This is a genomic window from Vreelandella sedimenti (genome assembly GCF_013416325.1).
GTDB classification, from domain to species: Bacteria; Pseudomonadota; Gammaproteobacteria; order Pseudomonadales; family Halomonadaceae; genus Vreelandella; species Vreelandella sedimenti.
Genome location: NZ_JACCGK010000020.1, coordinates 55,388 through 67,318, shown reverse-complemented (window position 1 = coordinate 67,318; position 11,931 = coordinate 55,388). Strand labels below are relative to the sequence as shown.

Below are 11,931 nucleotides of genomic sequence, written 5' to 3'. Positions count from 1 at the left end.
ACATAAATGAGTATCAAATCTGATAATTGGATTCGTCGCATGGCTAAAAGCGACGCGATGATTGAGCCGTTTGAAGCCGAGCAAGTGCGCTATGTGAACGAACAGCGCGTGATTTCCTACGGCACCTCAAGCTACGGTTACGATGTGCGCTGCTCAGACGAATTTAAAGTCTTCACCAATATTCACTCAGCGATTGTTGATCCCAAAGCGTTTGACGCGAAAAGCTTCGTCGATATTAAAGGCGATGTCTGTATTATTCCGCCGAACTCTTTTGCGCTGGCGCGCACGGTGGAGTATTTCCGTATTCCCCGTAACGTGCTGACTATTTGCCTGGGGAAATCCACTTACGCGCGCTGTGGCATTATTGTCAACGTGACGCCGCTGGAGCCCGAGTGGGAGGGTCACGTTACGCTGGAATTCTCTAACACCACCAATCTGCCGGCAAAAATCTATGCCCATGAGGGTGTGGCGCAGATGCTGTTCTTAGAGTCCGACGAAGTGTGCGAAACCTCGTATAAAGACCGGGGCGGAAAGTATATGGGGCAGCGCGGCGTTACTCTGCCACGCACTTAATGCTGGAATATACGATTGCTTGTGCAAACTCGATAGTGAGGGCAAGGGCAGGTTGAAACGAGGGTCTTTTTCCATGGCCGTGAAAGGCATCCATGCAATCACGCATTTCCGCCATCCATGGCGGTCAGATGGAAAAAGTAGCGCCCAGGGAGGGGTTCACAGCGCCCTCGTGGAAATCTGCGTTTGGCATCAAAGCAATTACTTGATGCCAAGCGCAGTAGTATTACCTATTCAGTCTTGCGACTCTTCGTCGAGCTCCTCATCAAGCTCTTCTGCAGCATCAGCGTGGGAAAGGCGCATACCGTGTTCCGGTAGCAGATGACCGTCCATTTTGGCGCCTTCGGCACTGAACTGCAGCCTGCCTTCCAAAAACCACTGCACTGCAATCGGGTAGATTAGGTGTTCCCGGGAGCGAACCTTCTCTTGCAGTGTTTCCGCGGTGTCGTCAGCGTTGACCAGCAGCTCCGCTTGCAGTACCACAGGGCCACCGTCTAGCTCTTCGGTGACGAAGTGAACGCTACAGCCGTGGCTGGCAACACCCTCTGCCAGGGCGCGGGCGTGAGTGTTGAGCCCTTGGTAGTCTGGCAGCAACGAAGGATGGATATTCAGCATTCGGCCCAGAAAGCGTTGCACAAAGCGCGGCGTCAAAATGCGCATAAAGCCCGCCAGAACAATCAGATCCGGCTCGTGGCGCTCAATGACTTTAATCAAGGCGCCGTCATAAGCTTCGCGGCTATCGTATTCCCGGTGGGGTAGCGCAACTGCATCAATGCCCGCTTCGTGGGCGCGCTTTAAACCATAGGCGTCGGCGATATTGGAAATGACCGCGACAATCTCGCCACCGCCTAAGCGGTCGTGGGACTGAGCATCAATCAATGCCTGAAGATTGCTACCGCTGCCAGAGATAAGCACGACAATGCGGCGTGCGCCGAGAGGCTCTGGTGTTACGTCTTTAATGGTATCGCTCTGGTAGTCCGTATTGGTCATGCCGAGAGGTTCTCCAAAATAACGGCGTCCCCTTGGCGTTCAACGATCTGCCCTAGACGATAAACGGATTCGCCTTCGGCTTCCAGGTGCGCCATTGCCTGTTTTGCTTGATGCTGCGGCACCACAACGACCATCCCAATACCGCAATTGAGCACGCGGTGCATTTCAGTTTCATTCACGTTTCCATTGGCCTGTAGCCAATCAAACACGGCTGGTCGCTGCCAACTGGCAATATCAATATGCGCAGCGAGGTTGTCCGGTAGCACGCGAGGAATGTTTTCAAGCAAACCGCCACCGGTGATGTGTGATAACGCATGCACGGCAATCTCGCTACCGCGCATCAAGGCGAGCAGTGATTTGACATAGATACGGGTGGGGGCCATCAGCGCATCGCCAAGGGTTTTACCGCCGATGTCGGTCTCTAGCGAAGCGTCGCTGACCTCAAGGATTTTACGAATCAATGAGTAGCCGTTGGAGTGTGGCCCGGATGAGGCAAGCCCTAATATGACATCGCCTGCGGCCACTTTGCTGCCATCTAAAATGTCTTCTTTTTCAACTACGCCCACGCAAAAGCCCGCTAAATCGTAGTCGCTGCCTTCGTACATACCCGGCATTTCAGCGGTTTCGCCGCCTACCAGGGCGCAGCCAGCCAATTCGCAACCAGCGCCAATGCCGGTGACAACGTCAGCAGCAATATCCACATCAAGCTTACCCGTGGCATAGTAGTCAAGAAATAGCAGCGGTTCGGCGCCGGCCACGATAAGGTCGTTGACACACATAGCGACCAAATCGATACCAATGGTGTCGTGCTTGCCAAGATCCATTGCCAGGCGCAGCTTGGTGCCGACGCCATCGGTACCTGAGACGAGCACGGGCTGCCGATAGCCCGCGGGGATCTCGCATAGCGCGCCAAAGCCGCCAAGCCCGCCCATGACTTCGGGGCGAGTCGTGCGTTTGGCAACGTGTTTAATGCGATCAACAAGGGCGTTACCGGCATCGATATCGACGCCTGCATCCTTATAGCTGAGGGAAGGAGTAGCCGAAGAAGAAGAGGTCTCGGTCATGACAGATCCTGTGAAGCAAATAGCGGTGCTGGTAGTGCTGGCGAATTGGCCAGTGCTGGGCTTAACTTTGGCGGATTGTAACACTCAGCGACGCTGGCCGCACCGCCGTCGCGCAGTATGAAAAGCAGACAAGCGACTTTCGCTCATTTGCGGCATAGTAGTGGCGGGTGAAAGTTAGTAGTAGCGAGTGAAAGTTAGTAGTGATAAGTAGAGTGTGTCGTGATCAGTGCCATAGTAACGATAAGTGATTATTAGCGGATTAAATCCACGTTTGAGAGGGAACTATGCGGAATTCTTGGTGGGGCGTCCTATTTTTGGTGGTAATAGGCGGTTTAATTTATTTGTTAGACGCGGCGCTGATGCCTTTTATCGCTGGGATGATTCTCGCTTACTTAGCTGATCCGCTGGCTAACCGTTTCCAGCGCTGGGGCATGAATCGGCCGTTCGCGGTGAGCAGTGTGTTTTTAGTACTGTTGGTCGTCCTCGTGGCGAGCCTGTTGATATTGATCCCGTTGCTTGTTCAGCAGCTTAAACAGCTGGGCGAAGCTATTCCGGGTATCTTCAATTGGGTAGAAAATACGCTTGCTCCTCAAGTACAAGAGTGGACAGGTTATGACTTGACCGCGGAGTTAACCAACGCGCGCGAGACGCTGGTCGAAAACTGGCGCGATGCTGGTGGCTACCTAGCCCAGGCGCTAGGCCAAATTGGCCGCTCCGGTATGGCGTTTGCCTCTTGGATCACCTATGTGGCACTTATTCCTGTGGTGACCTTCTATTTGCTTTTGGACTGGAACCGCCTGCTGACCAATATTGCCAATCTCGTGCCACGCCAGTGGGCGGATGATACCTTCCGGTTGGCGCGTCGCTGTGATGAAGTGTTGTCATCGTTTCTACGTGGCCAACTGCTGGTCATGCTCTGTTTAGGGATTATTTATGCGGTGGGCTTAACGTTGATGGGGCTCAACTTTGGCCTATTGATCGGCTTTGTGTCCGGACTGGTGAGCATCGTTCCGTTCCTGGGCTTTATTGTCGGCTTGGTGATTGCCCTTGTTGTGGCGCTGTTTCAGTACGCTACCTGGTGGGCGGTGCTTGGCGTTATCCTGGTGTTTAGTATTGGCCAAATGGCCGAGAGTGTGATTCTCCAGCCTAAATTGTTGGGCGATAAGATTGGCCTGCATCCGGTCGCGGTTATATTCGCCGTGCTGGCAGGTGGTAATCTGTTTGGCCTAACAGGGGTGTTGTTGGCACTGCCTGTTGCCGCGGTGATTCTAGTGCTGCTAAAAGAAGTAAAAGTTCGCTATCAGCATAGCGAGTTATACGACGAACAAAATACTGATAAACATACGCCAATCATTGAGGTCAGCTCTTCACATAACGATGAGCTGGGTCATCATGATGGACGGGAGTCACCATGAGCCGAGCACCGGCACAGCTTCCCCTGGGAATTGGTCTGCGTGATGACGCGACCTTTGATAATTATCATGTGGCGCGTGCAAATACGCCGCTGGTAGAGCACCTTACCCAGCAACTTACCCCGGGGGGGGAGCAGTTCCTCTATCTGTGGGGCGCACCAGGGGTAGGGCGTAGCCACCTTTTACAGGCGGCGTGTCATGCGGCGTCCGATGCAGATAAACGTGCACTGTATCTCCCCCTGGATGACTTGGGCCACTTTCCGCCATTAATGTTGGAAGATATCGAGCGCCTGGATCTGGTCGCCATTGATGACCTGGAATGCGTGATTGGTCGCAAGCGCTGGGAGGAAGCACTGTTCCATGCTTTTAACCGGCTAAGAGATGCTGGCAAGAAATTAGTGATTGCCGCCAGTGCTTCACCGCGTCAATTGAACGTAGTTCTACCGGATTTGGCTTCGCGCCTGACCTGGGGGGTAACTTTTCATGTTCATCCATTGGAGGATGACGAAGAGCGTTTGGCAGCGCTAAAGCTGCGCGCCAGCGTGAGAGGAATGCAGCTTCCCGATGATGTTGGGCGCTATATCTTGCATCGTGGCCCCCGCGAGCTAGGTGAACTGTGTCGCGCGGTGGAGACCCTGGATAAAGCATCGCTCTCAGCCAAGCGCAAGCTTACTATTCCCTTTGTGAAATCCGCCCTCGGTTGGTGAAACGGCTGGTATAGAAATGCTAAAGGCAACGACTAAAACGCCCCTGTCAGCGAGAGCCGACAGGGGCGTTTTATAAAACATGCTTGCTAGCTTACTGTTTCAATAAGCGATTAAGCGATTAAGCGATTAAGCGGTTTTGCTCAGCTTGCTAGCAGCGGTTTGCGCCTGCTTAACGTTGTCTTCGGTAATTTTCTGGCTTTTCTGGATAAAGTCCTGCTGCAGAGATACTACTTTATCGGTATCGCCTTTAACGCGCTCAGCCAACTCTTTAGCTACCTTCTGCTGGCCTTCCATGTAGCTACGCAGGCCCTCTGCATCTTTCACTTCCATCATTTGGCGCATTTGCGCAATGCCGGTGTCGACATAAGCTTTGCTGGCGTCCATCTGAGCGTTGATCATTTTTTCGCTGTAATCGATGCTCAGCGCCATGTAAGCGCGTACTGGCGCCATGAACATGTTGTCAAACTGCTGAGTCATTTCGTTAGTATTTAATGTACGCATCATCATACCCTCCTGGGGTTAGTCTTGCCAAAAGCAGCTATCCAGAGGTTGGCGCTGCTTATTTAATTGGGTAGCTTTATTTATAAGCTATCTTGCGGTGCAGCATAGCAACTGTTTTTGTGCAGTGCAACATTTGGTTTTTGGCATTTTAAAGTGCTTGGGCCAGGGTCTGTTTGCCTCTATGGTCTAACCAGCTAGCTTAAAGGTATTGGATGTGGCTTTAGCGAGTGAACGATAGATCGGCTATGCGCTCAGAGAAGCATCACTACTAATCTTACTGGTGGGAGAAAGAGCAATGGCAACACGGATGGAACGCGATAGCATGGGCGAATTGGAAGTGCCTTCTGAGGCCCTTTATGGGGCACAAACCCAGCGGGCAATCAATAACTTCCCTGTCTCTCATTCGCCCATGCCCCCGGCCTTTATTCACGCAGTTACACGTATCAAGCTAGCGGCAGCCCGGGCTAATCAAACGCTAGGAGGGCTTGATAGTGCGCGAGGGGAAGCGATTCAAAAAGCGGCGCGAGAAGTGTTAACGGGCAAGTATGATCAACACTTTCCTATTGATGTGTTTCAAACCGGCTCAGGTACCTCCACCAATATGAACGTCAATGAGGTACTGGCAACATTGGCAAGCCGTGAGGGCGTTGAGGTTACCCCGAACGATCACGTCAATATGGGCCAATCCAGCAATGATGTGATCCCCACGGCCATTCACCTGTCAGCTGCCATCGCAGTGCACGAATCACTCCGCCCAGCCCTGGTTCATCTACGCGACACTATCGACCAACGCGCCAGTGAGCTGAGCCATGTGGTAAAAACCGGTCGTACTCACCTCATGGACGCCATGCCGCTGCGTATGGATCAAGAGCTGGGTGCCTGGTCTAGTCAGCTAAGTCAGGCCATTGAGCGCTTTGATAGTGCAATGAAACGGCTGTGCCGATTAGCTCAAGGCGGTACGGCCGTGGGTACCGGCATTAACGCACCTATCGGTTTTGCTGAGCAGGTCGCCCAAGAGCTGAGCGAACAGACCGGGTTGATGTTTACCCCTAATGACAGCTTCTTTGCCAGCCTCTCCTCTCAGGATGCTGCGGTAGAGCTCTCGGGGCAGTTGAAAGGCTTAGCCTGCGTGATTATGAAAATAGCCAACGACCTGCGCTGGATGAACTCGGGGCCGCTAGCTGGGCTGGGCGAGATTGAGCTCGAGGCATTACAGCCCGGTAGCTCAATTATGCCTGGGAAGGTTAATCCTGTTATTCCTGAGTCAGCCGCCCAGGCCGCTGCACAAGTTATTGGCCTGGATACCGCGATTACCGTGGCCGGGCAGAGTGGTAACTTTCAACTGAACGTGATGCTGCCGTTGGTGGCTTCCAACTTGCTAACATCTATAGGCTTGATGAGTAATACCGCTCGATTGCTGGCTGATCGTGCGATTGCCACCTTTAAAGTGCGTGAAGATAACCTGGAAAGCCCGCTGGCCAGAAATCCCATTTTGGTAACGGCGCTAAATGGAGTGATTGGCTACAACGCCGCCGCCGCTGTGGCCAAAGAGGCTTACCAAGCGGGTAGGCCAATTATTGATGTAGCTGAGGAGAAAACTGACCTTGACCGGGAGACGCTAGAGCGGCTGCTGGATCCGGCCGCGTTAACTCACGGAGGCATTCCTGAGTAACACGTTTAAGGTCAGCTATCTTTAGGCCTCCCGGGTTCAGGTTTCCTGCTTTTCGGTTTTACCTTCCTGAATCGTTTCGCTGGCCTCACTGCGCTCCTCGGCATCGGCTTCAGGCGTTTCATGCTCATCTTGACGCGAGGGGCGGTAGCAAAAGGTGGCCAGTATCGGGAAGTGGTCGGATCCGAAGTAACTCAGGCGCTGCATGCCGACTAAGGTGAAGTGTTCGGTCACAAAAATGTGGTCAAGGGGCCAGCGCAGCACGGGATATTTGGCGTGGAAGGTGCTGAATAAACCACGTCCCCGGCGTGGGTCGAGCATGCCGCCAACGCGGCAGAAAAGTCGCGTAGTGCGCGACCACGCTACATCGTTCAGATCCCCGGCGACCAAGGTTGCTTGGGGGTCTTCATGAATTTTCTTGCCGACCAGTAGCAGTTCAGCATCCCGCCAAAGGGATTTTTCACTCTCGCTGGGGGCCGGTGGACGGGGATGTAGCGCGTAAAAGCGAATGCTATCGCCGTTAGCAAGCGTCACTCGGGTATGAATAGACGGGATGTCGTCCTGAATTAGCCACTCCACCGAAGTGTTAGAGAGCTCCAGGTGCGAGTAAAGATGCATGCCGTAAAGGTTGTCGAGCGGGATTTTAACGCTGTGCGGCCACTGCTCTGCGAGCGCCGGATCTAACTGATCTTGCCACCACTGGTCTGACTCCAGGGTCAGTACTATGTCGGGCTGATGCTGTTTGATCATATCTATCAGCGCTTGGGCCTGTCGGTTAGGGGTCAGCACGTTAGCGATCAGCAGCGTGATCGTTTTATCTGAATCGTTACTCTTCGCCGCCTTGACCTGCACCGGCCAAAGCGGTGTCCAGGGCAGAATATAGTAGATTTGAAACAATAAAGTGATGCCGGAGGTGAGCAGGGCTACCCATAGCCAAGGGCCAGGCTCAACGAAGATAGCGGCTAATAGCCAAGTGATTAAAGCTAGGAAAGCGATCTGCAGGCGTGGAAATTCAAAACTGCGGATCCACCACCAGTGTAAATGTATTCTTGCAATCAGCGTCGCCAATAACAGTACGACCGCTATGCTTCCTAGCAAAATACCCAGCATGGTTTATCTCCCTATAGAACACCCAGTACATTGAAGCGCTAAGCCTAGCGCTAGAAGCTTGCAAGTGTCGAATTGAACATCTATTCGTAATGGGGTTAAGGCTGGCGAGAGAGGGCGCGCAATGGAAAAGAACTTGCAATTCAGTGATAAGAGCGTAAGATATGCATCCGTTGCAAGGCGCGCGGCTATCCAGTAGCACACCTCAGATAGCGCAATAGAACAGATAGCGCAATAGAACCATAGCTCAGTTGGTTAGAGCGCCACGTTGACATCGTGGAGGTCGGCGGTTCAAATCCGCCTGGTTCTACCAGCCTTATGCCACACCTCTTTTCAGGACCATAGCTCAGTTGGTTAGAGCGCCACGTTGACATCGTGGAGGTCGGCGGTTCAAATCCGCCTGGTCCTACCAGATGACATCAAAAGCACTCCGGCATTTATTGCACGGGGTGCTTTTGTATGGGTGTTTTAACGTTTTTTAGTTTTAGCCTTCAATTAAGTCGGGCAGCACTGTCTGACGCATAAATGTGGCGACGAGTGCTTCAATGCCTGCTTGGTCTTGTGGGGTAAAGCGCGCTTTGAGAGGGCTATCCAGGTCAAGTACGCCCCATAGCGTTCCATTGACCGCAATGGGTACTACTAGCTCGGAGCGCGAATTGGCATCACAGGCAATATGATCAGCCACGGCATGCACATCGTCTACTCGCTGGGTGATTTGCTGGCGTGCGGCTGCACCGCACACGCCTTTACTGAAAGGAATAGGATGGCAGGCAGGTTGCCCCTGAAAAGGGCCTAAACCTAACACACCAGGCTGACGCTGAAGATAAAAGCCCACCCAGTTTAAGTCGCTTAACTGCTGCTGAATAAAGGCGCAGGTTTGAGCGCTATTAGTCAGCCAGTCACGTGTGTCGAGTAGCGCTTCAAGCTGACGATTGAGGAAAGGGTAGTCAACACTGTTTTGCATAAGGTGCTCCTATTCTACTAACGCATCAGGCCGACACGCTTGCAGAAGGGGTTACCTATGCGTGTCGGCCTGATGTCATTTATTGGTGCGAGTGCTTGGTATTACTCGATCCAGCCAGGTACCGCCGCACCTTTAAAGAGCTCTTCCGCTTTTTCGATTACTTCATCGCGCTGATAGGCGTCGACCAACTGACGAATCTTTTCACGCTCTTCGTCACCACCGCGAACCGCGATCAGGTTGACGTAAGGAGACTCAGGGCCCTCTTTAATCAAGGCGTCATCCAGGCTTAGGCCAGCAGGCTGAGCGAAGGTGTTGTTGATGAACGCCATGTCGACATCGGGCAGCACGCGGGGGAGCTGGGCGGCTTCAATTTCGCGGAAACGAAAGTCGCGGGGGTTTTCAGCGATATCGATCGGTGTTGATTCGAGAAATTCTGGATCGTTAAGGGTGATCAGGCCTTCGTTGTGCATCAGGATAAGCGCGCGACCTTCATTTGAAGGGTCGTTGGGCAATGCGATTTGTGCGCCGTCAGGCAGGTCGTCGATACTATCGTATTTTTCTGAGTAAGCGCCAATAGGGTAGACGAAGGTGTAACCAGCGATTGCCAGGTCATAGCCACGATCGTCGACCATCGACTGTAAGTAGGGCTCATGCTGATAGGCATTGGCGTCTAGGCTGCCGTCTGCCAGGGCTGCATTCGGGGTAACGTAATCAGTGAACTCGATGATTTCTACATCAAGGTCGTACTCTTCTTTGGCAATGCGCGCCGCGACTTCCATCACTTCTGTTTCAGGACCCGCAACGGTGCCCATTTTGATGCTGCGCGTTTCAGCATTGGCGACGTTAACGGCAAGCGCCAGGGCGGTAAGGCTGCCAATAATCAGTTTTTGCATGAATCTCTCCAATGGCATTTTGATAGATGGTGCAATGATGCGGCAATAAAAAACCGTTGTCTAATGCATTTTAGTTATAAAGGGATGGCAAATAAACGCGTGGCTATTTGCGATCGCTTTTGCGTACCAAGTAGTCACCCAGGCTCTGAAACCCCTGCACCATGATGACCAAAATCACCACAGTAATCAGCATGATGGTTGGGTTGAAGCGGTTATAGCCGTAGCGGATACCTAAGTCGCCGAGACCGCCGCCGCCCACTGCGCCGGCCATGGCGGAGTAACTTATCAGCGTGACCACGGTAATGGTTAAGCCCGTCATGATCCCGCCGCGAGCTTCCGGAATCAGCACTTTGCGAATAATTTGCCAAGGCGTTGCGCCCATGGCTTGGGCGGCTTCAATTAATCCTGGCGAGATTTCATTAAGCGCCGCCTCGACAAGCCGAGCGACAAACGGAATAGCGGCAATCGTGAGCGGTACCGACGCGGCATTAATGCCAATCGAGGTGCCCACCAACATGCGCGTAAAAGGAATGATCGACACCATCAAAATAATAAACGGTATGGAGCGACCAACGTTGGTAATAATGCTCAGTACTTGATTAAGTACGGGCTTCGCCAATATTTGTCGTGGGCGTGTAACGTACAGCATTACCCCAAGGGGCAAGCCGACGAGGGTAGAGATAAGTCCTGATACGGCCACCATATAAAGGGTATCCAGCGTGGCCTGTAAAATAAGATCAATCATTGCGCTGGACATGGCCGAGTACCTCCACTTGCAGTTGATGAGATTCGAGATAGTGCATGGCTTGCTGGGTTTGCGTCGGAGAACCGAGCAGTTCCGCAATCATCAGGCCCAGGGTGCGCTCCTGAATCGACTCTACTTTTGCTTGTAAAATGCTGACATCGACTCCGCACTCCCGAGCAAGGCGGGAAATCAACGGCGTCGAGACCGCATCGCCTGAGAAAGTTAGGCGTACCACTGGGTGGGTGTTTTCGCCTGAGGCATCAAGGAGCCTCTCAATCAGTTCTTTGGGCGGTGTTAGCTGGAGGAAGTCGTTAAGAAACTCACGACCAAGCTGGGTGCGAGGGGCGGTAAAGAAGTCGCCGACTTCAGCGTCTTCCACCAGTTCGCCGTCCGAGATCAAGCTCACCCGGTGGCAAATCGATTTAACCACTTCCATCTCATGGGTGATCAGCAGGATGGTAATGCCCAGTTGATGGTTAATATCGCGCAGCAGTTCCAGTATTGAGCTGGTGGTTTGTGGGTCTAGCGCAGAGGTTGCCTCATCACAGAGCAGTACCTGTGGCTTGCTGGCTAGCGCCCGGGCAATCGCCACCCGCTGTTTTTGACCGCCGGAAAGCTGAGCAGGGTACTGGTTGGCTTTATCTGCTAGGCCTACCATCTCCAGGAGGGGAATAACGCGATCGCGGACGGTGTGGCGTTTTTGCCCCATTAGTTCTAGAGGCAGGGCAACGTTGTCGAACACCGTGCGTGTGGTCAATAGATTAAAGTGTTGAAAAATCATGCCAATACGGTGACGCGCACGGTTAAGCGCTGCGTTACTCAGTTGCGTCATTTCCTGACCATCGACCGTGACGCTGCCGCTCGTGGGGCGCTCTAAGAGATTAACGCAGCGAATTAGCGTTGATTTACCTGCCCCAGAGAGGCCGATGACACCGTGAATAGTGCCTTTGGGCACAGTGAGAGTGGCATTTTTGAGTGCATGGACGGCATTAGTGCCGCGGCCCTTGTTGTTACTGAAATAGGTTTTACTGATGTTGCTAAGTTCAATCATAGCGTCTGCCTTAACGGTAGGCCGGAGACGGAGTGCGGGATGCAAGCTGGGGGAGGGCCAGTATCGAATAGAAAATAAAAAAGGCCACCCCAATGGGTGGCCATCAACGCTGGACACACCCGTTTAGCTGCACTTCACTCAATCAATAGGCTAAATACTAAGCCATAGACTAGGTGGACGCCCGCAATCTGGGTACAAATCGGCGTCATTACATTTGCGAAAAATTTTAGAGATAGGTCGCTATCTTGTCAATTTTAT

The 11,931-nt window shown here is 52.8% G+C and carries 13 protein-coding genes and 2 tRNA genes; 7 read left to right on the top strand and 8 right to left on the bottom strand.

Translation table 11 applies throughout. The features are described from left to right. The first annotated feature begins 6 nt into the window (after positions 1-6). Entirely contained in the window at positions 7-573 is a 567-nt protein-coding gene (gene dcd, locus HZU72_RS19950; protein ID WP_040481325.1) for a dCTP deaminase, read from the top strand. Between the two features lie 231 nt (positions 574-804). Here dcd and purN read toward each other — a convergent pair whose 3' ends face one another. Together purN and purM are read right to left on the bottom strand one after the other, a co-directional pair. Beyond that, a complete protein-coding gene (purN, locus tag HZU72_RS19945; protein WP_180095195.1) occupies positions 805-1,560 on the bottom strand; it encodes a phosphoribosylglycinamide formyltransferase in 756 nt (251 codons plus the stop codon). Next, positions 1,557-2,624: a phosphoribosylformylglycinamidine cyclo-ligase gene (purM, locus tag HZU72_RS19940; RefSeq protein ID WP_180095194.1), complete on the bottom strand. Its 1,068-nt coding sequence runs from the start codon at positions 2,622-2,624 to the stop codon at positions 1,557-1,559. Before purM ends, purN begins: the two co-directional genes overlap by 4 nt. On the opposite strand from purM, the gene HZU72_RS24070 reads away from it, so the two are divergent. The 3 genes from HZU72_RS24070 (at position 2,623) to hda (ending at position 4,743) form a co-directional block, all read left to right on the top strand. Beyond that, on the top strand, positions 2,623-2,745 hold the full coding sequence (locus HZU72_RS24070) for a hypothetical protein (protein WP_268896487.1): 123 nt from the start codon (positions 2,623-2,625) through the stop codon (positions 2,743-2,745). The two genes, purM and HZU72_RS24070, sit on opposite strands and share 2 nt — an antisense overlap. Before the next feature lie 163 nt (positions 2,746-2,908). Next, positions 2,909-4,039, top strand: coding sequence for an AI-2E family transporter (locus HZU72_RS19935; RefSeq protein WP_009286941.1), 1,131 nt, complete (start codon positions 2,909-2,911; stop codon positions 4,037-4,039). Beyond that, positions 4,036-4,743: a DnaA regulatory inactivator Hda gene (gene hda / locus HZU72_RS19930; protein ID WP_180095193.1), complete on the top strand. Its 708-nt coding sequence runs from the start codon at positions 4,036-4,038 to the stop codon at positions 4,741-4,743. Before HZU72_RS19935 ends, hda begins: the two co-directional genes overlap by 4 nt. A 126-nt stretch (positions 4,744-4,869) precedes the next feature. Here hda and HZU72_RS19925 read toward each other — a convergent pair whose 3' ends face one another. Further along, positions 4,870-5,244: a phasin family protein gene (locus HZU72_RS19925; protein WP_180095279.1), complete on the bottom strand. Its 375-nt coding sequence runs from the start codon at positions 5,242-5,244 to the stop codon at positions 4,870-4,872. Positions 5,245-5,539: 295 nt separating this feature from the next. On the opposite strand from HZU72_RS19925, the gene HZU72_RS19920 reads away from it, so the two are divergent. Continuing rightward, the gene (locus tag HZU72_RS19920) at positions 5,540-6,916 is read left to right on the top strand and encodes a class II fumarate hydratase (protein WP_180095192.1); all 1,377 of its coding nucleotides are present in this window, start codon (positions 5,540-5,542) and stop codon (positions 6,914-6,916) included. A gap of 36 nt (positions 6,917-6,952) precedes the next feature. On the opposite strand, the gene HZU72_RS19915 is transcribed toward HZU72_RS19920, so the two are convergent. Beyond that, complete coding sequence (locus HZU72_RS19915; protein WP_180095191.1) at positions 6,953-8,023, bottom strand: endonuclease/exonuclease/phosphatase family protein; 1,071 nt, start codon at positions 8,021-8,023, stop codon at positions 6,953-6,955. Positions 8,024-8,256: 233 nt separating this feature from the next. Between HZU72_RS19915 and HZU72_RS19910 the strand changes: the two genes are divergently transcribed. Then, positions 8,257-8,333 (top strand) — tRNA-Val (locus HZU72_RS19910). Positions 8,334-8,355: 22 nt separating this feature from the next. Continuing rightward, positions 8,356-8,432, top strand: a tRNA-Val gene (locus tag HZU72_RS19905). Between the two features lie 72 nt (positions 8,433-8,504). Here the strand turns inward: HZU72_RS19905 and msrC are convergent. The 4 genes from msrC to HZU72_RS19885 all read right to left on the bottom strand — a co-directional run bounded on the left by msrC (position 8,505) and on the right by HZU72_RS19885 (position 11,673). Next, on the bottom strand, positions 8,505-8,984 hold the full coding sequence (gene msrC / locus HZU72_RS19900; protein WP_180095190.1) for a free L-methionine (R)-S-oxide reductase MsrC: 480 nt from the start codon (positions 8,982-8,984) through the stop codon (positions 8,505-8,507). 101 nt (positions 8,985-9,085) lie between these two features. Further along, entirely contained in the window at positions 9,086-9,877 is a 792-nt protein-coding gene (locus HZU72_RS19895; protein WP_180095189.1) for a MetQ/NlpA family ABC transporter substrate-binding protein, read from the bottom strand. Between the two features lie 103 nt (positions 9,878-9,980). Continuing rightward, the gene (locus HZU72_RS19890) at positions 9,981-10,634 is read right to left on the bottom strand and encodes a methionine ABC transporter permease (protein WP_180095188.1); all 654 of its coding nucleotides are present in this window, start codon (positions 10,632-10,634) and stop codon (positions 9,981-9,983) included. Further along, the gene (locus HZU72_RS19885; RefSeq protein WP_180095187.1) at positions 10,615-11,673 is read right to left on the bottom strand and encodes a methionine ABC transporter ATP-binding protein; all 1,059 of its coding nucleotides are present in this window, start codon (positions 11,671-11,673) and stop codon (positions 10,615-10,617) included. The genes HZU72_RS19890 and HZU72_RS19885 overlap by 20 nt, the downstream gene beginning before the upstream one ends. Positions 11,674-11,931 lie beyond the last annotated feature (258 nt).

What these genes read in the sequence shown, in the direction of transcription:
- dcd (WP_040481325.1), top strand. Translation starts at nt 7, where the DNA reads ATGAGTATCAAATCTGATAATTGGATTCGTCGCATGGCTAAAAGCGAC.
- purN (WP_180095195.1), bottom strand. Translation starts at nt 1,560, where the DNA reads ATGACCAATACGGACTACCAGAGCGATACCATTAAAGACGTAACACCA.
- HZU72_RS24070 (WP_268896487.1), top strand. Translation starts at nt 2,623, where the DNA reads ATGACAGATCCTGTGAAGCAAATAGCGGTGCTGGTAGTGCTGGCGAAT.
- purM (WP_180095194.1), bottom strand. Translation starts at nt 2,624, where the DNA reads ATGACCGAGACCTCTTCTTCTTCGGCTACTCCTTCCCTCAGCTATAAG.
- HZU72_RS19935 (WP_009286941.1), top strand. Translation starts at nt 2,909, where the DNA reads ATGCGGAATTCTTGGTGGGGCGTCCTATTTTTGGTGGTAATAGGCGGT.
- hda (WP_180095193.1), top strand. Translation starts at nt 4,036, where the DNA reads ATGAGCCGAGCACCGGCACAGCTTCCCCTGGGAATTGGTCTGCGTGAT.
- HZU72_RS19925 (WP_180095279.1), bottom strand. Translation starts at nt 5,244, where the DNA reads ATGCGTACATTAAATACTAACGAAATGACTCAGCAGTTTGACAACATG.
- HZU72_RS19920 (WP_180095192.1), top strand. Translation starts at nt 5,540, where the DNA reads ATGGCAACACGGATGGAACGCGATAGCATGGGCGAATTGGAAGTGCCT.
- HZU72_RS19915 (WP_180095191.1), bottom strand. Translation starts at nt 8,023, where the DNA reads ATGCTGGGTATTTTGCTAGGAAGCATAGCGGTCGTACTGTTATTGGCG.
- msrC (WP_180095190.1), bottom strand. Translation starts at nt 8,984, where the DNA reads ATGCAAAACAGTGTTGACTACCCTTTCCTCAATCGTCAGCTTGAAGCG.
- HZU72_RS19895 (WP_180095189.1), bottom strand. Translation starts at nt 9,877, where the DNA reads ATGCAAAAACTGATTATTGGCAGCCTTACCGCCCTGGCGCTTGCCGTT.
- HZU72_RS19890 (WP_180095188.1), bottom strand. Translation starts at nt 10,634, where the DNA reads ATGTCCAGCGCAATGATTGATCTTATTTTACAGGCCACGCTGGATACC.
- HZU72_RS19885 (WP_180095187.1), bottom strand. Translation starts at nt 11,673, where the DNA reads ATGATTGAACTTAGCAACATCAGTAAAACCTATTTCAGTAACAACAAG.